This window comes from Pseudomonas sp. JE3303 (genome assembly GCF_056312565.1).
In genome coordinates this window covers 179,002-201,356 of the sequence record NZ_JBWGIF010000014.1, presented here as the reverse complement: position 1 = coordinate 201,356, position 22,355 = coordinate 179,002, and the positions used below count along the sequence as shown (strand labels likewise).

Annotated in this window: 22 protein-coding genes; 9 read left to right on the top strand and 13 right to left on the bottom strand. The window is 65.4% G+C overall.

The features are described from left to right. The first annotated feature begins 123 nt into the window (after positions 1–123). Positions 124–654 carry an RNA polymerase factor sigma-70 gene (locus AC0ZZU_RS20385; RefSeq protein WP_158461586.1) on the top strand — a complete coding sequence of 177 codons (531 nt, stop codon included), beginning with the start codon at positions 124–126 and terminating at the stop codon, positions 652–654. Between the two features lie 97 nt (positions 655–751). Here the strand turns inward: AC0ZZU_RS20385 and AC0ZZU_RS20380 are convergent, their stop codons facing one another. Together AC0ZZU_RS20380 and AC0ZZU_RS20375 are read right to left on the bottom strand one after the other, a co-directional pair. Continuing rightward, on the bottom strand, positions 752–1,762 hold the full coding sequence (locus AC0ZZU_RS20380; protein ID WP_476343087.1) for a GNAT family N-acetyltransferase: 1,011 nt from the start codon (positions 1,760–1,762) through the stop codon (positions 752–754). A 56-nt stretch (positions 1,763–1,818) separates the two neighbouring features. Beyond that, a complete protein-coding gene (locus AC0ZZU_RS20375) occupies positions 1,819–2,622 on the bottom strand; it encodes a substrate-binding periplasmic protein (protein ID WP_476343086.1) in 804 nt (267 codons plus the stop codon). Between the two features lie 167 nt (positions 2,623–2,789). Here AC0ZZU_RS20375 and AC0ZZU_RS20370 point away from each other — a divergent pair, with 167 nt between their 5' ends. Continuing rightward, positions 2,790–3,341, top strand: a complete 552-nt coding sequence (locus AC0ZZU_RS20370; RefSeq protein ID WP_476343084.1) for a 3'-5' exonuclease — start codon at positions 2,790–2,792, stop codon at positions 3,339–3,341. Positions 3,342–3,416: 75 nt separating this feature from the next. Continuing rightward, complete coding sequence (gene ppnP, locus AC0ZZU_RS20365; protein ID WP_158461589.1) at positions 3,417–3,701, top strand: pyrimidine/purine nucleoside phosphorylase; 285 nt, start codon at positions 3,417–3,419, stop codon at positions 3,699–3,701. Between the two features lie 240 nt (positions 3,702–3,941). On the opposite strand, the gene AC0ZZU_RS20360 is transcribed toward ppnP, so the two are convergent. Beyond that, positions 3,942–4,640 carry an alpha/beta family hydrolase gene (locus AC0ZZU_RS20360; RefSeq protein WP_476343081.1) on the bottom strand — a complete coding sequence of 233 codons (699 nt, stop codon included), beginning with the start codon at positions 4,638–4,640 and terminating at the stop codon, positions 3,942–3,944. A gap of 49 nt (positions 4,641–4,689) precedes the next feature. Here AC0ZZU_RS20360 and ccoN point away from each other — a divergent pair, with 49 nt between their 5' ends. Genes ccoN through ccoP form a run of 4 tightly spaced genes read left to right on the top strand, consistent with a single transcriptional unit; the run spans position 4,690 to position 7,882 of the window. Continuing rightward, the gene (ccoN, locus tag AC0ZZU_RS20355) at positions 4,690–6,114 is read left to right on the top strand and encodes a cytochrome-c oxidase, cbb3-type subunit I (protein ID WP_476343080.1); all 1,425 of its coding nucleotides are present in this window, start codon (positions 4,690–4,692) and stop codon (positions 6,112–6,114) included. 12 nt (positions 6,115–6,126) lie between these two features. Continuing rightward, entirely contained in the window at positions 6,127–6,735 is a 609-nt protein-coding gene (ccoO, locus tag AC0ZZU_RS20350) for a cytochrome-c oxidase, cbb3-type subunit II (protein WP_476343078.1), read from the top strand. Between the two features lie 5 nt (positions 6,736–6,740). Then, complete coding sequence (locus AC0ZZU_RS20345) at positions 6,741–6,926, top strand: cbb3-type cytochrome oxidase subunit 3 (RefSeq protein WP_476343076.1); 186 nt, start codon at positions 6,741–6,743, stop codon at positions 6,924–6,926. Beyond that, positions 6,923–7,882 (top strand): cytochrome-c oxidase, cbb3-type subunit III, encoded by a 960-nt coding sequence (gene ccoP, locus AC0ZZU_RS20340; RefSeq protein ID WP_476343075.1) that lies wholly within the window; start codon positions 6,923–6,925, stop codon positions 7,880–7,882. The genes AC0ZZU_RS20345 and ccoP overlap by 4 nt, the downstream gene beginning before the upstream one ends. A 104-nt stretch (positions 7,883–7,986) precedes the next feature. Here ccoP and AC0ZZU_RS20335 read toward each other — a convergent pair whose 3' ends face one another. The 7 genes from AC0ZZU_RS20335 to AC0ZZU_RS20305 all read right to left on the bottom strand — a co-directional run bounded on the left by AC0ZZU_RS20335 (position 7,987) and on the right by AC0ZZU_RS20305 (position 17,227). Then, positions 7,987–9,306 carry a serine hydrolase domain-containing protein gene (locus AC0ZZU_RS20335; RefSeq protein WP_476343073.1) on the bottom strand — a complete coding sequence of 440 codons (1,320 nt, stop codon included), beginning with the start codon at positions 9,304–9,306 and terminating at the stop codon, positions 7,987–7,989. 20 nt (positions 9,307–9,326) lie between these two features. Beyond that, positions 9,327–11,180, bottom strand: a complete 1,854-nt coding sequence (locus AC0ZZU_RS20330) for a DUF1302 domain-containing protein (protein ID WP_476343072.1) — start codon at positions 11,178–11,180, stop codon at positions 9,327–9,329. A 174-nt stretch (positions 11,181–11,354) separates the two neighbouring features. Beyond that, positions 11,355–12,539 carry an acetyl-CoA C-acyltransferase gene (locus AC0ZZU_RS20325; RefSeq protein ID WP_476343070.1) on the bottom strand — a complete coding sequence of 395 codons (1,185 nt, stop codon included), beginning with the start codon at positions 12,537–12,539 and terminating at the stop codon, positions 11,355–11,357. Between the two features lie 21 nt (positions 12,540–12,560). Then, complete coding sequence (locus AC0ZZU_RS20320) at positions 12,561–12,995, bottom strand: acyl-CoA thioesterase (RefSeq protein ID WP_476343069.1); 435 nt, start codon at positions 12,993–12,995, stop codon at positions 12,561–12,563. A gap of 2 nt (positions 12,996–12,997) precedes the next feature. Then, positions 12,998–14,161 carry an iron-containing alcohol dehydrogenase gene (locus AC0ZZU_RS20315; protein WP_476343068.1) on the bottom strand — a complete coding sequence of 388 codons (1,164 nt, stop codon included), beginning with the start codon at positions 14,159–14,161 and terminating at the stop codon, positions 12,998–13,000. A gap of 43 nt (positions 14,162–14,204) precedes the next feature. Further along, on the bottom strand, positions 14,205–15,992 hold the full coding sequence (locus tag AC0ZZU_RS20310) for an acyl-CoA dehydrogenase C-terminal domain-containing protein (protein WP_476343066.1): 1,788 nt from the start codon (positions 15,990–15,992) through the stop codon (positions 14,205–14,207). Further along, a complete protein-coding gene (locus tag AC0ZZU_RS20305; RefSeq protein ID WP_476343064.1) occupies positions 15,989–17,227 on the bottom strand; it encodes a 3-hydroxyacyl-CoA dehydrogenase in 1,239 nt (412 codons plus the stop codon). The genes AC0ZZU_RS20310 and AC0ZZU_RS20305 overlap by 4 nt, the downstream gene beginning before the upstream one ends. A gap of 99 nt (positions 17,228–17,326) precedes the next feature. On the opposite strand from AC0ZZU_RS20305, the gene AC0ZZU_RS20300 reads away from it, so the two are divergent. Together AC0ZZU_RS20300 and AC0ZZU_RS20295 are read left to right on the top strand one after the other, a co-directional pair. Beyond that, the gene (locus tag AC0ZZU_RS20300; protein ID WP_476343062.1) at positions 17,327–18,226 is read left to right on the top strand and encodes a LysR family transcriptional regulator; all 900 of its coding nucleotides are present in this window, start codon (positions 17,327–17,329) and stop codon (positions 18,224–18,226) included. A 101-nt stretch (positions 18,227–18,327) separates the two neighbouring features. Next, positions 18,328–20,286, top strand: coding sequence for an alkyl/aryl-sulfatase (locus AC0ZZU_RS20295; RefSeq protein ID WP_476343060.1), 1,959 nt, complete (start codon positions 18,328–18,330; stop codon positions 20,284–20,286). A gap of 18 nt (positions 20,287–20,304) precedes the next feature. Here AC0ZZU_RS20295 and AC0ZZU_RS20290 read toward each other — a convergent pair whose 3' ends face one another. The 3 genes from AC0ZZU_RS20290 to AC0ZZU_RS20280 are packed head-to-tail and all read right to left on the bottom strand — an operon-like array spanning position 20,305 to position 22,334. After that, complete coding sequence (locus AC0ZZU_RS20290; RefSeq protein WP_476343059.1) at positions 20,305–20,604, bottom strand: DUF202 domain-containing protein; 300 nt, start codon at positions 20,602–20,604, stop codon at positions 20,305–20,307. Then, on the bottom strand, positions 20,597–20,983 hold the full coding sequence (locus AC0ZZU_RS20285) for a YidH family protein (RefSeq protein WP_476343057.1): 387 nt from the start codon (positions 20,981–20,983) through the stop codon (positions 20,597–20,599). Before AC0ZZU_RS20285 ends, AC0ZZU_RS20290 begins: the two co-directional genes overlap by 8 nt. A gap of 13 nt (positions 20,984–20,996) precedes the next feature. After that, on the bottom strand, positions 20,997–22,334 hold the full coding sequence (locus AC0ZZU_RS20280; protein WP_476343055.1) for a DUF1329 domain-containing protein: 1,338 nt from the start codon (positions 22,332–22,334) through the stop codon (positions 20,997–20,999). Between the last annotated feature and the right edge of the window lie 21 nt (positions 22,335–22,355).

The window sequence follows — 22,355 nt, the reverse complement described above, 5'->3', positions numbered from 1 at the left end:
TAATATCAAGACTCAATGCTTTTCGCGTTTGACAATCATTATCATTACGCATAGCTTGTCGCACGTCTTAGGAAGTACCCGACAGGAGTCGCTTCCTTTTCCTACAAAAGACAGGTGATTTCCATGGCGGAACAACTATCCACAAGTAAGTGCGATTCACCATTGCTTCAAGCGTTCGTCGACAACCGCAGCATCCTGGTCAAGATTGCCGCGCGCATCACCGGCTGCCGCTCGCGCGCCGAGGATGTGGTGCAGGACGCTTTTTTCCGACTTGCCTCGGCCCCCCAGATCACGTCCTCCTTCAAGGCTCAGCTCAGCTACCTGTTCCAGATCGTACGTAACCTTGCGATCGACCATTACCGCAAGCAGGCGATGGAGCTCAGGCATTCGGGCAGCGAAGAGGAAGGCATGAACGTGGTCATCCAGAACGCCTCACCGGAAGCCACGCACATCAACCTGGCGACCCTCGAGCACATCGCCGACGCGCTCGGAGAACTGCCCCAGCGCACCCGCTATGCGTTCGAGATGTACCGGCTGCACGGCGTGCCGCAGAAGGATATCGCCAAGGAGCTGGGGGTTTCGCCGACCCTGGTGAACTTCATGATCCGCGATGCCCTGGTGCATTGCCGCAAGGTGTCGGCGCGGCGGGGGTGAGGGTTGCGGGGGGGATCGCGGGGCGGGCGGCGCTCGATCTCAAGAGCGCTAAAAGCCCCAAGGCATGCACCTCCAAACCACCCTGCATCCCTCCCCTTCACACCAACCCACACCGGTCAAAAAACTGCTCCCGCCCCAGGATCATCAGCGCGGCGCGCTTGTGGGGAAAATCGAATTCCTTTTCACAGTGAAAACACTGCTCCTGCATGTACCCGATCATCCGGACATTGTCGGCGCGTGGCTCGGCGACCACGCGCTGGGTGCGGGGGTCGTCGAGGAAGAGGTAGTGCACCAGGGCCGATAACCAGCTGGCGACCTTGTGCGGGCCGCGGTGGGTTTCTTCGCCGACCAGCATGTGGATGCCGCGGTCATGGTCACCCGCCGGGTAGAACGGGGCGATGCGGTCTTCCTTGGCCCAGTAGGCTTCGAAGTAGGCAAACGGCTGGTCGTCGAAGCAGCCGATCAGGGTCAGCGCATGAGGGTCGGCCGCGAGCTTGTCCAGATAGCTGCGGTGCTGTTCCAGGGTGCCGCCCTCCTGCCAGAACTTGAGCACGCGCGGGTTGTTCTGCCAACGGTTGAAACGCTCCAGGTCATGTTCGATTTCCAGGGTACGCAACGAAACCCAGGCGCCCACGCGCGCATCGAAACGGCGGTACACCTCGCCCCGGGGCTTGGGCGCCCGGCGGGGGTGGCGCTTGCCGTCGCTGATCTGCATCTGCTGCGGATACACCCCGTCCACCACCTGCCCCAGCCAGGGCTGCGGCAACTGCCAGAACAGCGTGCGCTCGCAGTGATAGACCCCCGTCTCGACGCTGGCCACCAACAAACCGCTGGCCAAGGCCTGCACGGGCGGCTGTGGCAAGTGCCAGGCCAGGCGCTGGCAACCGGGGTCGCGGGACAACAGCCAGTAGCAGGTTGCCCACAGGGCTTGCTGCGGGCGCTCCCCGCAGCACTGCTCGAGATGCACCTGCAACACGTCACCTGGCACCAGCCGCACCTGCGACAACGCGCGTCCTTCGAGGGTCAGGCTGAGGCGGTGCTCATGCTGTTCTCCGGCGAGACTGCGCCAGCGTGGAAGGGACAAGGGTTGCGAAGCATCGATGGGCATGATCCGGGCTCACGAAGAAGGTGTCACTGGACATGACGTGGCCAGGGCGGACGAATTTAGTCGCTCGCCGCAGGCCCAACGGTGATCTGGTAGGGCTTGAAGATGCGAAGCAGCTCGCCGTTGTCGCGCAGGCGCTGCATCAGGCTGGCGAACTCGGCGCCGTTGAGGGGCGCGCCGGGGCGCAGCAGCGCGTAATGGTGATAGGCCTGGTCGACGCGCGCCGAGGCCATCAGCTCGCGCGCGCTGCCGGGATGACGCACGATGAAATCGTTGAAATAGGAACGGGTCACCAGGGCGATATCGGCGCGCCCGCGCTGCACCATGAAGAGGTTGCTGTCATGGGAATAGGTCAGGATGGCCGGGAAGGCTTCGCCCAGATAGTGCGGGTCGGCATTGAAGTCGGCGAAGGCGTAGTGGTAACCGTTGAACAGCGCCAGACGCTTGAGGTCCAAATCGTCGAAGTAATGCTGGTCACGTCCGGGAAGCTGGCGCGCGACGAAGATTTCGGCGTCTTCCAGGCCCATGTCGACCGCTTGATGGGGAATGCTTTGCCAGCCCCAGCCGGGGTTCTCGAAGATCGCCATGTCGGTGCGGGCCTGCTGGAAGTCGCCAAAGCGCCGCGGGATAGAGGTAGGTACCAGCACGAAACGGTACTGCTGCTGCACCTGGTTCAACGCGTTGACCAACTCTGGCAACAGGCCGCTGTCGGCGCCCTGCTCCGGGCGCAGGGTATAAGGAGGGAAATGAGCGGCGCCGATCTTCACCTCGATGCGCTGGGCCGCCCAGCCCGGGCCTGCCTGCCACGACACGGCGAGCATCAGCATCAGAAACAAGGCCTTGCAGCGGGACACGGGAATCAAGGCAACACGCTCATCATCACAGGTTGAGGCCAGAATCCGCCTAAGCTAGGCGTTTTCCTGCCGAGGCACAACCGGCGCTTGCGTCACCCCATGGCAGTGGGCCAGGGGATGCATGCTGGCTGACATTGGCTACGCTCACCTGAGCATTTTTTACTTGGGAACCTTGTATGGGCCATTGGCTGGTGATCGATCTGGAAGCTACCACCGATGATGGTGGCTGGCCGGTGACGGAGATGGAAATCATTGAAATCGGCGCAAGCCTGGTGACCCGCGATGGCCGCGAGGTCGATCACTTCCAGCGGTTTGTCCGACCGCGCAGGCGCCCGCAGTTGACGCCGTTCTGCCGAGAGCTGACGCACATCAGCCAGGCCAGCGTCGACAGCGCCGCCACGCTGCCCGAGGTGTGGGCGAAGTTCGAGCGCTGGCTGGGGCATCACCAGGCGCACCTGCAGGCCTGGGTGAGCTGGGGCGACTACGACCGCCAGCAACTGGTGCAGGAGTGGCAGCAACATCGGTTGCACAGCCTGCTGGCCGAAGTGCCGCATATCAACCTCAAGCAGCGCTTTGCCAAGGCCCGGCATCTGCAACGGCCGCTGGGGCTCAATGGCGCACTGCAACTGGCGGGACTGCAGTTTTCCGGGCAGCAGCACCGGGCGCTGGAGGATGCGCGCAACACGGCGCGGCTGCTGCCGTTGAGCCTGCCGGCCGTGGGTGCCTGAAAGCGGATGACGGGGCCAGATGCCTTGGGCATACTGGCCAGCCCTTTTTTCCATCCTATTGTTCAGGAGTCGCCCATGTTTAAAGTCAACGAGTACTTTGATGGCACCGTGAAGTCGATCGCCTTCACCACCGGTGAAGGCCCGGCCACTGTCGGCGTCATGGCCCCGGGCGAATACGAGTTCGGCACTGCCCAGCGCGAGATCATGCACGTGGTGTCCGGCGAGCTGACCGTCAAGCTGCCGAGCAGCGACAACTGGGAAACCTTCAAGACCGGCGACCAGTTCAATGTACCGGCCGACAGCAAGTTCCAGCTGAAGGTGGCGGTCGATACCGCGTACCTGTGCGAGTACCGCGACTGATCGGCTGGCGATCCTGCCTGATTGCCGCGGGGTCGCCAAACCTGTGGGAGCGGCCTTGTGCCGCGATCGGCTGCGAAGCAGTCGTGAAACCTGCATCCGCAGACTACCTTGCAGATTGAGGCCGCAGGTCTTGCGACTGCTTCGCAGCCGATCGCGGCACAAGGCCGCTCCCACAGGATCTGCGGAAATCAATAAGCTTCAGGGAAGTACCCCTAAGATTTCAGCAGCCTTCTCAGCACATCAACCCCGCTGCTTGAGAAACGCCGCCACCCGGCCCGCCGCCGTCTGCAGATGCTGCTCATGACTGAACCCGGAAACCTTCAGCGGCTTCAGGTCATGATCCCCCGACTCCAACCAGCACACCTCGATCGCGGGCGACAACTCATACCCCTCGACCGTCTCGCGATTGCCCAGCGCATCACGCTCGCCCTGGACGATCAATGTGCGCGTGCGCAAGCCCGCCAGGTGCTCGACCCGCGGTTTTTCCGGCTTGCCCGCGGCATAGAACGGGTACCCCAGGCACACCAGTGCATCGGCCTCGAGCTCGTCGGCTAGCAGGCTGGCCATCCGGCCGCCCATGGACTTGCCGCCAATGGCAATGGTTCCAGCGACCATTAGCCGCACCTGCTGGTACACCTCACGCCAGGTTTCGAGCAATAGCTTCTGTGGATTCGGCGGACGCCTGCCCGCCGTGGCCCGCCGCTGCGCCATGTAGGGAAACTCGAAGCGCACGACCCCAATCCCTTGCGCCGCAAGCTTTTGCGCGATGTCGTCCATGAACGGACTGTCCATCGGCGCGCCTGCCCCGTGGGCCAGAATCAGGCACCCCGCATACCTCCCTTCCCCCAGGTTTTGCGGGGCATTGCAGCGCCAGCCGGGCGTTTTCGCCAGCTGCACCCATTGATCCCCGTCAATACCGGACCGTGGCCCATTACTCATGCTTGCCCCGCTTATCAGTCTGCCTATAACCGTGGATGGGAACCCATACATGAACACAAACACAAGTACCACCTACAACTACAAGGTGGTTCGCCAGTTCGCCATCATGACGGTGGTATGGGGGATCGTCGGGATGGGGCTCGGCGTTTTCATCGCCGCCCAGCTTGTCTGGCCCTCACTCAACTTCGACCTGCCCTGGACCAGTTTCGGCCGCCTGCGCCCGCTGCACACCAACGCGGTCATCTTCGCCTTCGGCGGCTGCGCACTGTTCGCGACCTCCTACTACTCGGTGCAGCGCACCTGCCAGACCACCCTGTTTTCCCCGCGCCTGGCGGCCTTCACCTTCTGGGGCTGGCAACTGGTGATCCTGCTGGCGGCGATCAGCCTGCCGCTGGGCTACACCAGCTCCAAGGAATACGCCGAGCTCGAATGGCCGATCGACATTCTCATCACCATCGTCTGGGTCGCCTATGCGGTGGTGTTCTTCGGCACCCTGGCCAAGCGCACGACCAGGCATATCTATGTGGGCAACTGGTTTTTCGGCGCATTCATCCTGACCGTGGCGCTGCTGCACGTGGTCAACAATCTCGAGCTGCCGGTCAGCCTGACCAAGTCCTACTCGGTGTATGCCGGCGCCACCGACGCCATGGTGCAGTGGTGGTATGGGCATAACGCGGTGGGGTTCTTCCTGACCGCAGGCTTCCTGGGGATGATGTACTACTACGTACCCAAGCAGGCGGGACGCCCGGTGTATTCGTACCGGTTGTCGATCGTGCACTTCTGGGCACTGATCACCCTGTACATCTGGGCCGGCCCGCACCACCTGCACTACACCGCCCTGCCCGACTGGGCCCAGTCGCTGGGCATGGTGATGTCGCTGGTCCTGCTGGCGCCCAGCTGGGGCGGCATGATCAACGGCATGATGACGCTGTCCGGGGCCTGGCACAAACTGCGCAGCGACCCGATCCTGCGGTTCCTGGTGGTGTCCCTGGCCTTCTACGGCATGTCGACCTTCGAAGGGCCGATGATGGCGATCAAGACCGTCAACGCCCTCTCCCACTACACCGACTGGACCATCGGCCACGTGCACGCCGGCGCCCTGGGCTGGGTGGCGATGATTTCGATCGGCGCGTTGTACCACACCATCCCCAAGGTGTTCGGCCGCGAGCGGATGCACAGCATCGGGCTGATCAACGCGCACTTCTGGCTGGCGACCATCGGCACCGTGCTGTACATCGCCTCGATGTGGGTCAACGGCATCGCCCAGGGCCTGATGTGGCGGGCGGTCAATGCCGACGGCACGCTGACCTACTCCTTTGTCGAGACCCTGGTGGCCAGCCATCCGGGCTTCATCGTGCGCTTTGTCGGTGGGGCGGTCTTTCTCGCTGGCATGCTGCTGATGGCCTGGAACACCTGGCGCACTGTGCGCGCCCCGGTTACCGCCAACGTGCCCGCCGCAGCACAGCTGGCCTGAGGAGAACGCCTGATGAAACACGAAGTCATCGAAAAGAACGTCGGCCTGCTGGCCCTGCTGATGGTGCTTGCCGTCAGCATCGGCGGCCTGACCCAGATCGTCCCGCTGTTCTTCCAGGACGTCACCAACACCCCGGTCGAGGGGATGAAGCCCTACACCGCGCTGCAACTCGAAGGCCGCGACATCTATATCCGTGAAGGCTGCGTAGGTTGCCACTCGCAGATGATCCGCCCATTCCGCGCCGAGACCGAGCGCTACGGCCATTACTCGGTGGCGGGCGAAAGCGTGTGGGACCACCCGTTCCTGTGGGGCTCGAAGCGCACCGGCCCGGACCTCGCCCGCGTGGGTGGGCGCTACTCGGACGACTGGCACCGCGCGCACCTGTACAACCCGCGCAACGTGGTGCCGGAGTCGAAGATGCCGTCCTACCCCTGGCTGGTCGGCCAACCCGTGGACAACGCCCATACCGACACCAAGATGCGCACCCTGCGCACCCTCGGCGTGCCCTACAGCGACGAAGACATCGCCGGTGCCCGCGATGCGGTCAAGGGCCGCAGCGAGATGGATGCGCTGGTCGCCTACCTGCAGGTGCTCGGCACCGCGATCAAGAACAAGAGGTGACCGCGATGGACCTTTCACTGGACATCGGCCTGATCCGCGGCCTCGGGACGCTCGTGGTGATGATTGCCTTCATCGGCTTGTGCCTGTGGGTATTCAACCGCCGCCGCGACCGTGATTTCGCCGAAGCACGCTTGCTGCCCTTCCTCGACGACGAGACCCCGCCCCCGGCTTCAAGGAGTACCCGGCCATGACCACCTTCTGGAGTGCGTACATCAGCGTACTGACCCTCGGCAGCCTGATCGGCCTGACGTGGCTGCTGCTCAGCACCCGCAAGGGCCAGGGCAAGGACACCACCGACCAGACCATGGGCCACAGCTTCGACGGCATCGAGGAATACGACAACCCGCTGCCCAAGTGGTGGTTCTGGCTGTTCGTTGCCACCCTGGTATTCGCCGTCGGCTACCTGGCGCTGTACCCCGGCCTGGGCAACTGGAAAGGCCTGCTGCCCGGCTACCAGGACCCCACCGAATTCGCCAACGGCGAGGCTGGCTGGACGGGTGCCCACGAATGGGAAAAGGAAATGGCCAAGGCGGATGCCCGCTTCGGGCCGATCTTTGCCAAGTTCGCCGCCATGCCTGTCGAAGACGTTGCCAACGACCCGCAAGCGCTGCAGATGGGCGCGCGGCTGTTTGCCTCCAACTGCTCGGTATGCCACGGCTCCGACGCCAAGGGCGCCTACGGCTTTCCCGACCTCACCGACCAGGACTGGCGCTGGGGCGGCGCGCCGGAGACCATCAAGGCGTCGATCCTCAATGGCCGCCATGGAGTGATGCCGGCGTGGGCCGAGGTGATCGGCGAACAGGGCGTGGCGGATGTGTCGGCCTATGTGCTGAGCAATCTTGACGGGCGCAGCCTGCCTGAAAATGCCCGGGCCGACGTGGCCAAGGGCAAGGAGATCTTTGCTGCCAGCTGCGTGGCGTGCCATGGCCCGGAGGGTAAAGGCACGCAGGTGATGGGCGCGCCCGACCTGACCCATCCCCAGGCCTTCATCTACGGCTCGAGCTTTGCCCAGTTGCAGCAGACGATCCGCTACGGCCGCCAGGGGCAGATGCCCGCGCAGGTGGATATCCAGGGGAATGACAAGGTGCATCTGCTGGCGGCGTATGTGTATAGCCTTTCGCGGGAGGAAGTACCGGAAGCACACTGAACATCTCGCTGCTTGGCACCCTGATCGCGTGCAACCTTGCCAGCGAACTCGGTAAAACCGCAAAACGATAGGTGGCAACCGTACTGCCAGACGCCCCATACACCTCAATCCGGCAGGACCGCCAGCACCGCACCCACCATGCTGTTAAACGTAGCCGGCGAGTCGACGACACGCGCAGGGACTTTTACCTCGCCGTCGGCACGCGAGGCCCGCGGGGCCTGATCGGCGGTGGCTGACAGCTTCACGATCACCACTTCGCGGCGCGGGTTGATATAGATTTTCTGACCGAAGCGCCCACTGGCCTCGACCGAACCATCGCCGTCGTTCTTCTGGTACCAGTAATTGCGGTAGCCGTAGCCAGGGCGGCCGGGGCCGAGGTTGCCTTGGGCGAACACCATCGGATCTGCAGGCTGGAAGGTGCTGTGCACCGCCTGGTTGAAGCTGTCGCCCTTGGTATCGCGGGCCAGTTCGCGACGCACCAGTTCGGCGAAGCGGGCGGTGTCGCGCAGGCTGCAACTGATGCCGCCACTGGCCATTTCGGTCCCGAGCGAGTCGACCTGCACGTAGGCATCGTCCTCGGCGAAGCGTGACCACAACCGCTGCTCGACCAGTTGAGCCCAGTTGAGCCCGGTGATGCGCCGCAATGCCCAGGCCAGTGCTTCCGGCGACCCGTTCTGGTAGAAGAACGGCGCCTGGCCACCAGGGTTCGGCGCCTGCTGCACCTGCCGGAGAAAGCTGTAGATATCCCCCGGCATGCCCTCGCCCCGCGGTATCAGGCCGGTGGCGGCAAACAGGCCGAGGTCCGGCGGCATATGCGCTGGGTACTCCACCGCCACCTGCATGTCCAGGTTGGCCTGCACCGTCGCCTCGCCGAACGGCGTGCCGCTCAGTTCCGGCACGTAATGCGCCAGGTTGCGCTGCGGGTCCAGCGCCCCTTCAGCGATCAGCTGGGAGGCGATCAGGCCGGTGACCGACTTGGTCATCGATGCCCAGATATGCGGCTGGCCGGGTTGGAATCCTTCCAGATAACGCTCGTGCACCACCTTGCCCCGGTGCAGCACGATCAGCCCGTCGGTGCTGGTGTGCTGCAGGTAACCGGCCAGGGTCAACGGCTGGTCGCCGGCGCTGAAGGCCAGCAGGTCGAGCGCCGGCCCGCTGCCTTCGGTCAATGCCAGCGGTGTGGCTGCACGGCCGATGCCACGGGTCGGCGACACCTCGCGGGCGTGGCGGATCGACCAGCGCAGGTACGGTGGCTGAAAGGCATTGGCCTGGTTGACACGCCATTCCGGTGCCGGAGGGAATCCCTGCATCACGCCCTGCCCGTTCGGTGCACCGACCGCCAGTCCCGGTGCCAGCGTACCGGCCAACATCAGGCCGATGCCGGACAGGTTGGCGGATGAAGACTGCATGCTGCGCTTGGACATCGTCTTGCTCCTTGGTTGCACTAGAAAGTGGCGCCCACGCTGAACGCGACATAATCCCGGTCGCCGCGGGTGCCGTAATCGCCGTCGAGGTAATCGGTGTAGGCCAGGCTTGCCCAGTACTGGCTGGCCAGACTGACGTCCACGCCCAGGCTGATCGAGCGCGAGCCTTGGTTGAAGGCTGAGCCGTCCGCGGGTGAGTAACCCTTGACGTCATGGGCCCAGGCCAGGCTGGGGCGGATGTCCAGGCCCTGGATCAGGTTCGGGTAGCTCCAGGTCGCACGCAGCCGGTACCCCCAGGAAAAGGGCGTGACAAAACCCTCGCCGTTGCAGTCACCCGGGCTTTTCGAGATCGCCAGGCAAAGGCTGTTGTCGGCCAGTTCGCCGTTGCCATAGGCACCGGAGCGGCCATAACGCGGCCCGAAACGCCCCTCCAGCCCGCCGACATAGGTGGCACCCACCTCGCCCATCAATAGCAACTGGTTGGCGCCCATGACCTGGCTGAACGCCTGCACGGCCGACACCTGGGCCTGGGTCACCTCCTTGCGCCGATAACCGTCGAATGGCGTGTCGTCGGTCGCAGGGCGCAGGCCTTCGGCGTTCAGCGGGCTGCGGCCAGGGGCATTGAGCAACGACTGCAACACATCGTTGCCGTTGAGCTGTACGGGCATGTTCGGTCGGTAGCTCAGCTCCCCTTGCACGGCGATACCGTTGCGCAGAGTAGTGGCGAAAGTGAGGCCGTACAGGCGGATATCCTCTGGGTATTGCGCCCGGTACTGCGAGGTGCCCATGCGCAGCGCACCGGCCAGGGTCTGCCCGTTGCTGGAAGCCAGAAAAGCGCCGCAGTTGGCCAGCACCACGCCGACATTGCCGCACAGTTCCCTGGCAAACTCCGTATTGGCGTAATAGCGGCTGCTGACCGTGCCCAGGTAGGGCGAGCGGCTGTGGTAGTTGGCGGCGAACAGGCCGAACTCGGTATCCAGCCGCTCGATGTACCAGTGCAGCGAAAAACCCCATTGGCCGCCATTGCGCGCATCCTGGTCGGCACCCCGGGGCACACGCACGCCTTCCTCCGTCAGGGTTACGCCGAACGGGGCCAGGGCCTGCGAAACGGCCGGGTTGGTGACCATCTGCCCGCCGACATCAAGGCCCTGGCAGCCCTCGGGCATGAAGTCGTTGCCGGAAAAGAACGTTGCGCAGTTGTCCAGCCGGGCCTGCTCCCAGTCCAGCTGGTAGAAGGCGTCGAAAGACAGCGCCTGGTTGAGGTTCTGCGTGACATACACCAGGTTGACCGGCGCCAGGGCGTCCTTCACCTCTGAACCGGGCCGGCGCAGCGCAGCCTGATTGAAGGGATTGACCACATTCAGCCCGCCTTGGATGAACAGGCTTTCCCCCCAGTTCACCACCTGTTTGCCCAGGCGCAGCGAACCGGGCTCACCGTCGATGTCGTAAAGGGCGTAGGCGAACGCATCGAGCAGCTCCGCACCAGCGGTTTTCGCCGAGACCTGGCGGTTGCGGTCGTCGATGTCGACTGCCCGCTGGCTGTGGTCGCGCTGTGCGGTGTCATACCAGTAGGTGCCACGCAGGAATACACCGACATTATCGCGGCGCAGTTCCAGGTCGTGGGTGCCTTTGAAGATTGCCGAAAACACGTCGCCCGCGCGGTAGTTGCGCCGCCCGTCGTTGCCGTTGGCAGCCTGCAACTGCTGTTTGTCGGGGTTGGCAGTGCTGACGGCAGTACCGAATGACAGGGCCGAGTCGAAGCGCCCTTGCAGCGGGCCAACGTCGAATTGGACGCCCGCAACCGGGGTGGCAAGCAGGCAGCACAGGGCCGCCAGCGGCGCGCGGCGCCGACAGAATAGAAGGGTTGCGCTCACTCTTAACCTCTTGTTGTTTTATTAGAGAGGGAAATGATGGGTTCAGCGCGGACGCGCCGGCCGCTCAGGCCGGCGGTGACGGTGACTGGGAGTATCAGGTAGGTTTGACGACGCTCACAAATAGCGTCTTCGGATCAATGCCATGCCGGTTCGTTATGGCTCGACGGCGGTGGTTCAGAGCACCTCGAACAAGCCCGCCGCGCCCATGCCACCGCCGACGCACATGCTCACCACCACATAGCGCACCTTGCGCCGGCGGCCTTCGAGCAAGGCATGCCCGACCATGCGCGCACCGCTCATGCCATAGGGGTGGCCGATAGCGATGGCCCCACCGTTGACGTTGAGCCGCGCCGGGTCGATGCCCAGGTATTCGGCGCAGTAGAGCACCTGACAGGCGAACGCCTCGTTGATCTCCCACAACCCGATGTCCTCGACCCGCAACGCGTGACGCGCCAACAGGCGCGGTATCGCCAGCACCGGGCCAATGCCCATTTCCTCCGGGGCCAGGCCGACCACCGCCATGCCCCGGTAGAGTCCCAGCGGGTGACAGCCCGCGCGTGCCGCCCGTGCACCGCTCATCAGCACACAGGCGCTGGCACCATCGGACAACTGGCTGGCGTTGCCTGCGGTCACGCAGCCACCCTCGATCACCGGTTGCAGTGCCTCAAGGTCCGCCAGCCGGGTCTGCGGGCGGTTACCTTCGTCCTGGCTCAGGTGCACGCGTTCGTGGGTCTGAATGCCGGTCGCCTTGTCGACCACCCTGCGTTGCGCCGTGACCGGCACGATTTCATCAGCGAACAAACCGGCCTCCTGCGCTGCCGCTGTTCGCTGCTGCGACAGCAAGGAGTAACGGTCCTGGGCGTGGCGATCGATGCCATAGCGTTTGGCGACGTGCTCGGCCGTGTGCAGCATGGGCATGTAGGCGTGCTCGCACATGCGCCGCACCGTGGCGTCTTGGGCAGCATTGGCGGCCTGCATGTGCGCCTGTTGCACCAGGCTGATCTGCTCCTGCCCGGCCCCGACCACCACCTGCATGCCCTCGCCGCGAATTTGCTGGGCACTGATGGCGACGGCCATCAGCCCCGAGGCGCATTGCCGGTCGATGGTCTGCCCGGCCACCGACAGCGGCAGCCCGGCCGCCAGGGCCGACAACCGCGCAGGGTTGATCGCAGCGGTACCACTCTGCATGGCGGTACCCAGCACCAGGTCCTCGATTTCGCCCGGTTCTATGCCCGCGCGCTCAACTGCAGCGCGGATGGCAATGGCGCTCATGCTGGGCGTGGTGAGGTCGTTGAAGGCGCCGCGCCAGGCCTTGGCGATCGGCGTGCGCGCGGTGGATACGATGACGGCGTCTTGCATGAAACAGCTCTCCTTGGGCAGTTACACCGGCAGCAGGTGCTCGTAGGCGCTGCGCAGCTTGGCGGGAATGGCGACCGGTCGGTTGTCACGGCGGTTGACGAAGACATGGGTGAAACGGCCGGCCGCGCAGGCTTCAGGTTCGCCCTCGACGAACACCGCCAGGGCGTACTGCACCGAACTGTTGCCCAGCCGCTCGACGGCAATGCCCACTTCGATGCGTTGAGGGAAGGCAATGGCGGCGAAATAGTCGCAGGCGGACCCGGCTACGTAGGCCACCACCGGGTCGTGGTGGATATCCAGGCCAGCGTGCTCGATCAGCCAGCTACTCACGGCACTGTCGAAAAAACCGTAATAGACGACATTGTTCACATGCCCATACAGGTCGTTGTCGTGCCAGCGCGTGGTGATCGGCTGGAAGTGGCGGTAGGCGCCGCGCAGCGGGCGCTCCCTGGCCATGCTCAGAACGCCGCCTGGTAGAGGGCCAGGGCATCGGAGAGGGTCACCTTGCGCGGGTTGTTGACCAGCAACCGTTGCTGTTGCAAGGCATCCTCGGCCAGCGACGGCAAGCTGTGCCGCGGTACGCCGACATCACGCAGCCGGTTGGGCAGGCCGCAGCGCGGCGCCAGTTGTGCAAGCTCATCGATGAACTGGCTGCACAGCTCATGGGAGTCGCCAGGCACTAGGCGCTCACCCAGCAGCGCCGGCGCCAGCGCCGCATAGTCGGCGAATGCTTCGCGCTGGTTGAAGCGCATCACGTGGGGCAGCACCAGGGCGTTGGCCAGCCCATGCGGCACGTGGTAACGCGCCCCCAGCGGATAGGCCAGCGCGTGCACCGCCGCCACCGGCGCGTTGGCAAACGCCTGCCCGGCCAGGCAGGCCCCCAGCAGCATGGCCTGGCGCGCAGCCAGGTTGCCGCCGTTGTGTATCGCCTGGTCGAGGTTGCCGGCCAGCAGCGCCAACGCTTCACGGGCCAACAGGCTGGACAGCGGATTGCGCTTGAACTGGCTGGTGGTGGCCTCGATGGCATGGACCATGGCATCGATACCCGTGGCTGCGGTGATCGCCGGGGGCAGGCCCAGGGTGCGCTCGGCGTCGAGCAGCGCCAGGTCGGGCAGCAACAGCGGTGAAATCACCGCCATCTTGGCCGCCTCGCCGGTGGTGATCACGGCGACGGGGGTGACCTCCGAACCGGTCCCGGCGGTAGTCGGCACCTGGATCAGCGGCAGGCGCTGGCCTTTGGCCTGGTCGATGCCGTAGACCGCTTCCAGGGTCTGGTCACAGGCCGGGTGCGCCAGCAGCGCCACCAGCTTGGCGACATCCATGGAGCTGCCGCCACCGAAACCGACGATCAGCTCGGCGCCAATATGCCGCGCCCTGCCGACCGCCGCCAGCACGCATGCGTGGCTTGGGTCGGCGCTGACTTCGCTGAAGATCGCCACGCTCAGGTGCGCCTGGGTGAACCCTGGTAGCAAGTCATCGAGCATGCCCAGGTTGACGATGCCTGGGTCGGTCACGATCAGCACGCGGCGTGCGCCGCGTTGCTGGCACAGCTGCGCCAGGCGCCCGGCAGCGCCGGGTTCGCACAGCAGATGGGGGGTGGTGGCAAAACTGAAAGGCTGCATGTTCGAGTTCCTCTTGTTCTTGTGGGTGAACAGCTGGAGCGGATCAGAAGGCGAAGTGCGCTTCATCCAGGCTCATCAGGCACTGTGCGCCGCCGCGCAACGCCTCGCAGTGGGCACTCGCGCGCGGCAACACCCGCCGCCAGTAGAAGGCTGCGGCGTCCAGCTTGGCCTGGTAGAAGGCACTGTCTTCGCTGCCTGCGGCCAATGCCGCGCTGGCCGTTTCGGCAGCCCGCAGCCACAGCGCGGCCAGCAGCACGTAGCCCGAGTAGGCGAGAAAATCCACCGATACCGCGCCGATTTCCTGTGGGTCGCAGCGGCAGGCGTCCAGCACCTCGGCGCTCAGGTTGCGCCACTCCTGCAGGCGCTGAGAGACAACCTGGACCATCCCGGCCAGCGCGTCGGCGCGGCAGTTGCGTGCCGCTTCGAGCAACTCATCGATCAGCAGGCGCAGCTGCTCGCCGCCATCGCCGAGCACCTTGCGGCGAATCAGGTCCAGGGCCTGGATGCCATTGGTGCCCTCATATAACTGCGTGATACGGCTGTCGCGCATCAGTTGCTCCATCCCCCATTCGCGGATGTAGCCATGCCCGCCGTACAGCTGCACGCCCAGGCTGGCGGCCTCCTGGCCGACGTCGGTGAGAAATGCCTTGACGATGGGGATCAGTAACGCCGCCCGGTGCCCGGCGGCAGCCTGCGCTTCAGGCTGCGCGGCGCCGTGCTCCAGGTCCAGCGCTTGGGCTGCAAGGGCCGCCAGCATGCGGCAGCCCTCGCTGAGGGTTTTCTGGGTGAGCAGCATGCGCCGCACATCAGGGTGGCAGATGATCGGGTCGGCACTGCGCTCGGGCGCCACCGGCCCGGCCAGGCTGCGGGACTGCAGGCGCTCGCGGGCATAGGCCAGGCCACCCTGGAAGGCCGCCTCGGCGATGCCCAGCCCCTGCAGGCCGACCTGGAAGCGCGCATCGTTCATCATGGTGAACATGCAGGCCAGGCCCTGGTTGGCCTCGCCCACCAGCCAGCCACGGGCGCCATCGAAGTTCATCACACACGTCGCCGCACCCTTGATGCCCATCTTGTGCTCGAGCGCGCCGCATTCGACGGCATTGCGTGCACCCAGCCCACTGTCCCCTGTGCATTCGAACTTGGGCACCAGGAACAGGCTGATGCCACGCACACCGGCCGGCGCATCCGGCAGGCGCGCCAGCACCAGGTGGACGATGTTGTCGGTCAGGTCCTGGTCGCCGCCGCTGATGAAGATCTTGCTGCCGCTGATGCGGTAGCTGCCATCGCCATGCAGCTCGGCGCGGGTGCGCAGCAGCGCCAGGTCAGTGCCGGCCTGCGGCTCGGTCAGGCACATGGTTCCAGCCCATTCACCGCTGACCAGCTTGCCCAGGTAGTCGCGTTTGAGCGCTGCGCTACCATGCCGATGCAAGGCCAGCACGGCGCCCTCGGTCAGGCCGGAATAGATTCGAAACGACAGCGACGCCCCCATCAGCATTTCGTGAAAACAGGCCGAGACCATTTGCGGCAGGCCCTGGCCATCGTGGTCCAGGGGGCCGGTCATGCCACCCAAGCCCTGTTCTACATACTGCCGGTAGGCGTGGCGAAAGCCATCGGGTGTGCGCACGCTGCCTTGCTCCAGGCGGCAGCCCTGCTCGTCGCCCTGGCGGTTCAGCGGCGCAACCACCTCGGCGGCAAAGCGTGCACCCTGTTCAAGGATGCCATCGATGGTTTCGCGGTCCAGCTCGCTGCCCAGGCGGGCACAATGCGCCGTCACATCGAACAGTTCGTGCAGCACGAAGTGCATGTCACGCAGGGGGGCTTGGTAGTTCATGCGCGGCCCTCGCGGACATCAGCCAGCCGTTTGCCCTCAGCCACCAGGCGCATCAGCAGCCCGGCCGGGCGCCAGAGTCCGCCGAACCGGCCCTGCAGGCGCTCCAGCCGTGCCAGCAACAACCCAAGCCCCTGCTGATCGGCCCAGCGCATCGGTCCGCCGGCCTCTGCCGGGAAGCCATAGCCATGCAGGTAGACCCGGTCGATGTCGGCGCTGCAGCTGGCCACCGACTCCTCGAGAATCTTCGCCCCTTCATTGACCAGCGCCAGCAGGCAACGCTCGCGGATTTCCTCGTCGTCGATTTCGCGCCGGTGCACGCCCAGGTCCTCGGCGACCTTGAGTACCAGGGCATCGACCTCGGGATCGTGCTCGGCCTCGCGGCTGCCTGGGGCATAACGGTAGTAACCCTGGCCGCTTTTCTGACCGAAACGCTCCAGCGCGCACAGGGCATTGTCAACCTGCACCAAAGGCGCATCCATGCCTTTGCCGGCCAGCTGGCGCGCACGCCACTCCAGGTCGATGCCGACCACGTCATACATGCGAAACGGGCCCATGGCCATGCCGAACGCCTGCAGCGCCTCATCTACCCGCCGCGGCGTGGCGCCTTCGAGCAGCAGCTTGCGCGCCTCGGCCACATAAGTGCCGAGCATGCGGTTGCCAATGAAGCCCGGGCAGTTGCCGGCCACCACCACCTCCTTGCCCATGCGCTGCCCAAGGGCCTGGGCCGCATCGAGCACAGCAGGCGAGGTGCGCTCTCCCCGCACGACTTCCAACAACCGCATCACATGGGCCGGGCTGAAGAAATGCAGCCCCAGCACCTGCTCGGGTCGACGGGTCACGGCAGCGATGGCGTCGATGTCCAGTGCCGAGGTGTTGCTGGCCAGGATGGCTTCGGCTTTGAGCGTGCTGTCCAAGGTGCGGAAGATGTCCTGCTTGAGCGCCAGGTTCTCGTACACCGCTTCGATCACCAGGTCGGCTTCGGCGATGTCGGCATACGCCATTACCTGATGCACCCGAGCCAGGCAGGCGTCGGCCTCGGCCTGGTCGATGCGTCCCTTGGCCACCTGCTGTGCCCAGGTCTGCGCGAGCATCACCAGGCCGGCTTTCGTGGCGCTGGGGTCGTTGTCCAGCCACAGTACCGGAAGGCCTGCCCGGGCCAGGCTGATGACTATGCCGCGGCCCATGGTGCCGGCGCCGATCACCGCCGCCTGCTGAACGTTATAGGGAGTACTCACGGGTGACGCTCCTGATGATGTGGTGAAGGCATTGCCCTCACCCTAGTCAGGCGACTACTATTTTTGAAATTCTCATTTTCCATCCCATGTATTTTTTGCATGAATATATCCAACTTCGATCTCAACCTGCTGCGTGTGCTGGACATGCTGCTGCGTGAACAGAACGTGTCCCGCGCCGCCGAGCGCCTGGCCCTGACCCAGCCAACGGTGAGCAACGCCCTGGCTCGCCTGCGCGACCTGCTGGGCGACCCGCTGCTGGTGCGCGTGGGCCGGCGCATGCGCCCCACCCCGCGCGCCTTGGCCCTGGAAGGCCCGATTCGCGCGGCGCTGCAACTGATCGAGCAGACCCTCGGCGTCGGCGACAGCTTCGACCCGCAGCTCAGCCACCGGCAGCTGCGCATCGCCCTCACTGACTTCGCCGAACAGCTATGCGTGCCCGGCTTGCTTGCCACCTTGCAGACCCAGGCGCCGCATTTACGCGTGGACATGCTGCACCTGACTCCCAACCTGCCGGCCGAAGCTCTGGACCGAGGCGAAATCGACCTCGTGCTGGGGCGCTTCGATGATGTGCCCGCGCGCTACGAGCGACGCCACTGGCGCAGCGAAACCCTGCACGTGGCGGTGCGCCAGGGCCACCCCGAAGTGGACGGCACGCTCGACCTGCAAGCCTTCCTCGCTCTGCGTCACCTGTGGGTGCACGGCGGTCAGACCCGCGGCATGGTCGATCAATGGCTGGGCGAACAGGGCTTGGCCCGCCGCATCGTCTACACCACACCCAATTACCTGCAAGCCGCGCACCTGGCCGCAAGCTCCGACCTGTGCGTGGTGCTGCCCACCGCCCTGGCCCGCCATTTCGCCCGGCTGCTGCCGCTGCAGGTATTCGACCTGCCGTTCGCCCTGGAGCCGTTCCAGCTGGAGCTGGTGTACCTAGCCCATCGCCAGCACGACCCCGCACTGGCCTGGCTGGTGGCGCGCATCATGGACATTGGCGCCGGCTGAGCCATCGCATCCAGGCATGGACAGCCATGCAAGAGTGGTATTGGTTCGGCGGCAAGCTCTTTCCTTAGAGTGTTCGCCATCAGAACAACAAGGACCACCCCATGCGCCTACCAACACTGCCCTGCCTGCTGGCCCTGGCCCTGCCCTTCGCGGCGCTGGCCGACGGGCCGGCCAAGGACGCCACCGACCTCACTCGCCAGAGCAATCAGCAATGGTTGCAGCGCCTGCCCTTCGCCGACCGCAGCGACTTCGACAATGCGCGCCGCGGCCTGCTCGAAGCCGTCGAACAGGCCGTGGTCAATGCCGACGGCAAAACCGTCTGGGACCTTCAGCGCTACGCCTTCCTCAACGGCGAGGCACCGGCCACGGTGAATCCAAGCCTTTGGCGCATTGCCCAGCTCAATACCATCGCCGGGTTGTTCAAGGTGACCGACGGCATCTACCAGGTGCGCGGGCTGGACCTGGCCAACATGACCCTGGTCGAAGGCGAGCACGGCCTGATCGTGATGGACCCGCTGCTGTCGATGGAAACCGCCAGGGCCGGGTTGGCGATGTACTTCCGTCATCGCCCGCAGCGGCCGGTGGTGGCGGTGATCTATACCCACCCCCACGTCGATCACTTCGGGGGGGTGCGCGGGGTGATCGACGAGGCCGAGGTCAAGGCCGGCAAGGTGCAGGTCATCGCCCCGCAGGGCTTCTTCGAGCATGCCATCAGCGAAAACGTGTTGGCCGGGCCTGCAATGAAGCGCCGGGCGCAGTACATGTACGGCGCGCCGCTGCCACGCGGCCCACGCGGCCAGGTGGATGCAGGCCTGGGCAAGGGTGTGCCGGCCAATGCCACGGTCAGCCTGATCGCCCCGACCCGGCTGATCGAACAGCCCTTCGAGACCCTGCGCATCGACGGTATCACTATCGAGTTCCAACTCACCCCTGGTACCGAAGCGCCTGCTGAAATGAACCTGTGGTTCCCCCAGTTCAAAGCCCTGTGCATGGCCGAGAACGCCTCCCACGTGCAGCACAACGTGCTGACCCTGCGCGGCGCCCAGGTGCGCGATGCCAAGGTGTGGGGGCACTACCTGGACCAGTCGCTGTTGCGCTATGGCGACCAGGCCGAGGTGGTGTTCGCCCAGCACCATTGGCCGACCTGGGGTGGCGCGGCGATCCGCGAGTACCTGGCCGATCAGCGCGACATGTATGCGTTCATCGACAGCCAGACCCTGCGCATGATCAACCGCGGCCTTGGCCCCACCGAGATTGCCGCCGAATTGACCACGTTGCCGCCACGGCTGGCCAGCAAATGGTACAGCCGCGACTACTATGGCTCGCTCAGCCACAACGTTCGGGCGGTGTATCAGCGCTACATGGGCTTCTACGACGGCAACCCGGCGACCCTCAACCCACTGCCGCCGAGCGAGGCCGGGACGCATTACGTCAAGGCCCTGGGCGGCGCCGAGCGGGTACTGACCCTGGCGCGCGAAGCCTTTGGCAACGGTGATTACCGCTGGGTTGCCGAGCTCACCCGGCACCTGGTGTTCGCCCAGCCCGACAACAGTACGGCGCGCGAGCTGCAGGCCGACTCCCTGGAGCAACTGGGCTACCAGAGCGAGAACGCCACCTGGCGCAACGCCTACCTGACCGGCGCGCAGGAGCTGCGCACCGGCGTGGGGCCGGCCGCCAGCAAGGGCGGCAGCGCCGACGACCTGGTGCGTGCCCTGACCCCCTCGTTGTTCTTCGACTATCTTGGCGTACGCGTGGACGCCGCCAAGGCCGCCGAGCAGGACCTGACCATCAACTGGCGCTTCACCGACCTGGACGAGGACTACGCCCTGACCCTGCGCAACGGTGTGCTCACCCACCGCGACCACACCCGCCACACGCAGGCCGACGTCGAGGTGACGATGAGCAAGGCCACCCTGGACCGCATCGCCCTGAAGCGGACCGGCTTTCTCAAGGAATCGACCGTGGGTGATATCGACATCAGTGGCGAGCGGATGAAGTTCATGCGCTTCATGGCAGGACTGGACGAACCGGATGGACGATTCAATATCGTCACACCCTGAACCACCAAAAGCGTCGCTCTAGAGCGAGCGGCGCAACCAAACGCCCAGCACCAGACCCGCCACCCCCAACGTCCAGAGCGGCACCATCCAGGTGCCTGCCTGGCCCTGCTCGCGGCGCAGCATACCCAGGCCACGGCGGTAGACCCCGCGCTCGCGCGCCCGGCCCAGCAGCGCCAACAGCGCCGCCATGCCGGCCACCATCCACATTTCGCCACGCCAGGCCAGGCACGCTACCAGCAGCAACGACACCTGCGTGCGCCGCCAGGCCAGCACCGTACGTTCGGCCTGCAGCCCGGTGTCGCTCGCGCTATCAGCCATGCCAACGCCCCCATAGCACGGCTACCAGCAGCACGCAGGCAAGCCCGCATGCCACGCTCAGCAGGGGCACCAGGCGCGGCAGCGGCAGCGGCGCCTCGCGACGCAGTGCGCGCTCCACAGTCAACCAGCGCCAGCCAGCGCCCAGGCTCACCAGCAAGCTGGTGGCCAGCAACGCCAGTTCCATCGCCACGCGCCCCGACGGGGGCCAGGCATGGGCGGCGAAGGTTTCGATGGCAATGGCGCCACCGAGCAAGGCCAGGGCGGTGCGGATCCAGGCGAGAAACGTGCGTTCATTGGCCAGGGTGAAGCGTGGGTCGGGCGCTTTGCCCTGCCCCAGCAACCAGCGCTCCCACAGGGTGTCACGGTGATCGGAGTTCATCGGGGGTCCTGTGTCAGCGCAGCCCTTGGCTGCGCAATGCGCCGGGTGAAAAGAAGGAAGCGCTGGTGCGCACATCGAAGGCAAACGGCCTTGGCTGCTGGTTGGTCAGGCCCGACAACTGGTAGCGGCCGCTGCGCAGGTCGTAGATCGCCTCCATGGCGTTGACCAGCGCCTGCCCGGTGACGTGGTAGTAGCTGTGGGCCTGGGCGGTGCGCCACAACTGCCCTTTATGATCGAAGAAGTCCGCCTCGACGATGGCCCAGCTGTCCTCGTCGAGGTAGTAGCGGCGGCTGGCATAGATATGCTTCGCCCCAGGTTTGAGGGTGCCCACCACCTCCCACACCCGGTGCAGCTCGTAGCGGGTGGGTTGCGGGTTGACGTGGCCAGGCCCGACCAGCGCGGCATAACCCAACAGGGGCGACGCCAGCCGATAGCTGTTGTAGGGCACGTGCAGGACCTTCTTGCCCACCAGGGTCCACTGATAGAGATCGGGGGCACCATTGAACATGTCGCGGCTGTCGGCCGTGCGCAGGCCCGCCGTGCCCGGGGTGATGCTGTCATAGGCCAGCGCCGGGGCACGCCGTACCCGCCGCTGGCTGCTGCTGTACAGCCACGACAGGCGCGGCTGCGCCACCTGATCGAGGGTCTCGTGCAGAACCACGGCATCGCCCGCCAGGCGCGAGGGCGCGGTCATGCGGTAGCTCAGGTAATACAGCACATTGCCCGTTTGGCCATCGTGCAGCACATCGGGCCGGGCAAAGCTCTGCTGCAGGCTCATCATCATGAAGCGCCCATCGCCACGCGGGGTGATGCTGTCCGATGCCAGGCTGTAACTGCCGTTGCGTGGCCGGGTGAGGTGGTTCCACAGCACCTGCAGCCCATTGCCGGGCCTGGGGAATGCCAGCACGCCAGTGAAGCCTTCCACGCCATTGCCGTCATTGACCAGGCGAGCACTGGCAGCATTGTGCCGGGCCCATTCGTCCACCTGAGGCGGCACCGCGACACTGCGGTGCGACGGGTACACCGGCAGGCGAAACGACTTGGGGTAACGCTGCATCAAGGCCACCTGCCCCGCCGTCAGTTGCTCCCGGTACTGCCTGTAGTTCTGTGCAGTGATGACGTACAGCGGCTGCTCATCGGCGTACGGGTCCAGTGGCGTGCCGTTGACCGCCAGCGACACCTGCCCCGCATGCAGGCCGCCACTCCAGGCCGGAATGCGGCCGTCGCTGCTGGGCCCGCCTTCGGCCCCCACCGGCGTCAGGTCGGGTAACAGCGGAGTGGCGCCAAGGTGCAAGGCCAGCAGGCTGGCGTTGACGAGCAGAATGCTGCGCAGCAGGGCGGCAGGTTTCATCGGGGTTGGCCTCTTGTTGTT

What these genes read in the sequence shown, in the direction of transcription:
- AC0ZZU_RS20290 (WP_476343059.1), bottom strand. Translation starts at nt 20,604, where the DNA reads ATGGCTGATAGCGCGAGCGACACCGGGCTGCAGGCCGAACGTACGGTG.
- AC0ZZU_RS20280 (WP_476343055.1), bottom strand. Translation starts at nt 22,334, where the DNA reads ATGAAACCTGCCGCCCTGCTGCGCAGCATTCTGCTCGTCAACGCCAGC.
- AC0ZZU_RS20380 (WP_476343087.1), bottom strand. Translation starts at nt 1,762, where the DNA reads ATGCCCATCGATGCTTCGCAACCCTTGTCCCTTCCACGCTGGCGCAGT.
- AC0ZZU_RS20285 (WP_476343057.1), bottom strand. Translation starts at nt 20,983, where the DNA reads ATGAACTCCGATCACCGTGACACCCTGTGGGAGCGCTGGTTGCTGGGG.
- AC0ZZU_RS20325 (WP_476343070.1), bottom strand. Translation starts at nt 12,539, where the DNA reads ATGCAAGACGCCGTCATCGTATCCACCGCGCGCACGCCGATCGCCAAG.
- AC0ZZU_RS20320 (WP_476343069.1), bottom strand. Translation starts at nt 12,995, where the DNA reads ATGGCCAGGGAGCGCCCGCTGCGCGGCGCCTACCGCCACTTCCAGCCG.
- AC0ZZU_RS20385 (WP_158461586.1), top strand. Translation starts at nt 124, where the DNA reads ATGGCGGAACAACTATCCACAAGTAAGTGCGATTCACCATTGCTTCAA.
- AC0ZZU_RS20310 (WP_476343066.1), bottom strand. Translation starts at nt 15,992, where the DNA reads ATGAACTACCAAGCCCCCCTGCGTGACATGCACTTCGTGCTGCACGAA.
- AC0ZZU_RS20370 (WP_476343084.1), top strand. Translation starts at nt 2,790, where the DNA reads ATGGGCCATTGGCTGGTGATCGATCTGGAAGCTACCACCGATGATGGT.
- AC0ZZU_RS20345 (WP_476343076.1), top strand. Translation starts at nt 6,741, where the DNA reads ATGGACCTTTCACTGGACATCGGCCTGATCCGCGGCCTCGGGACGCTC.
- ccoO (WP_476343078.1), top strand. Translation starts at nt 6,127, where the DNA reads ATGAAACACGAAGTCATCGAAAAGAACGTCGGCCTGCTGGCCCTGCTG.
- AC0ZZU_RS20360 (WP_476343081.1), bottom strand. Translation starts at nt 4,640, where the DNA reads ATGAGTAATGGGCCACGGTCCGGTATTGACGGGGATCAATGGGTGCAG.
- AC0ZZU_RS20315 (WP_476343068.1), bottom strand. Translation starts at nt 14,161, where the DNA reads ATGCAGCCTTTCAGTTTTGCCACCACCCCCCATCTGCTGTGCGAACCC.
- AC0ZZU_RS20335 (WP_476343073.1), bottom strand. Translation starts at nt 9,306, where the DNA reads ATGTCCAAGCGCAGCATGCAGTCTTCATCCGCCAACCTGTCCGGCATC.
- ppnP (WP_158461589.1), top strand. Translation starts at nt 3,417, where the DNA reads ATGTTTAAAGTCAACGAGTACTTTGATGGCACCGTGAAGTCGATCGCC.
- ccoN (WP_476343080.1), top strand. Translation starts at nt 4,690, where the DNA reads ATGAACACAAACACAAGTACCACCTACAACTACAAGGTGGTTCGCCAG.
- AC0ZZU_RS20300 (WP_476343062.1), top strand. Translation starts at nt 17,327, where the DNA reads ATGAATATATCCAACTTCGATCTCAACCTGCTGCGTGTGCTGGACATG.
- ccoP (WP_476343075.1), top strand. Translation starts at nt 6,923, where the DNA reads ATGACCACCTTCTGGAGTGCGTACATCAGCGTACTGACCCTCGGCAGC.
- AC0ZZU_RS20295 (WP_476343060.1), top strand. Translation starts at nt 18,328, where the DNA reads ATGCGCCTACCAACACTGCCCTGCCTGCTGGCCCTGGCCCTGCCCTTC.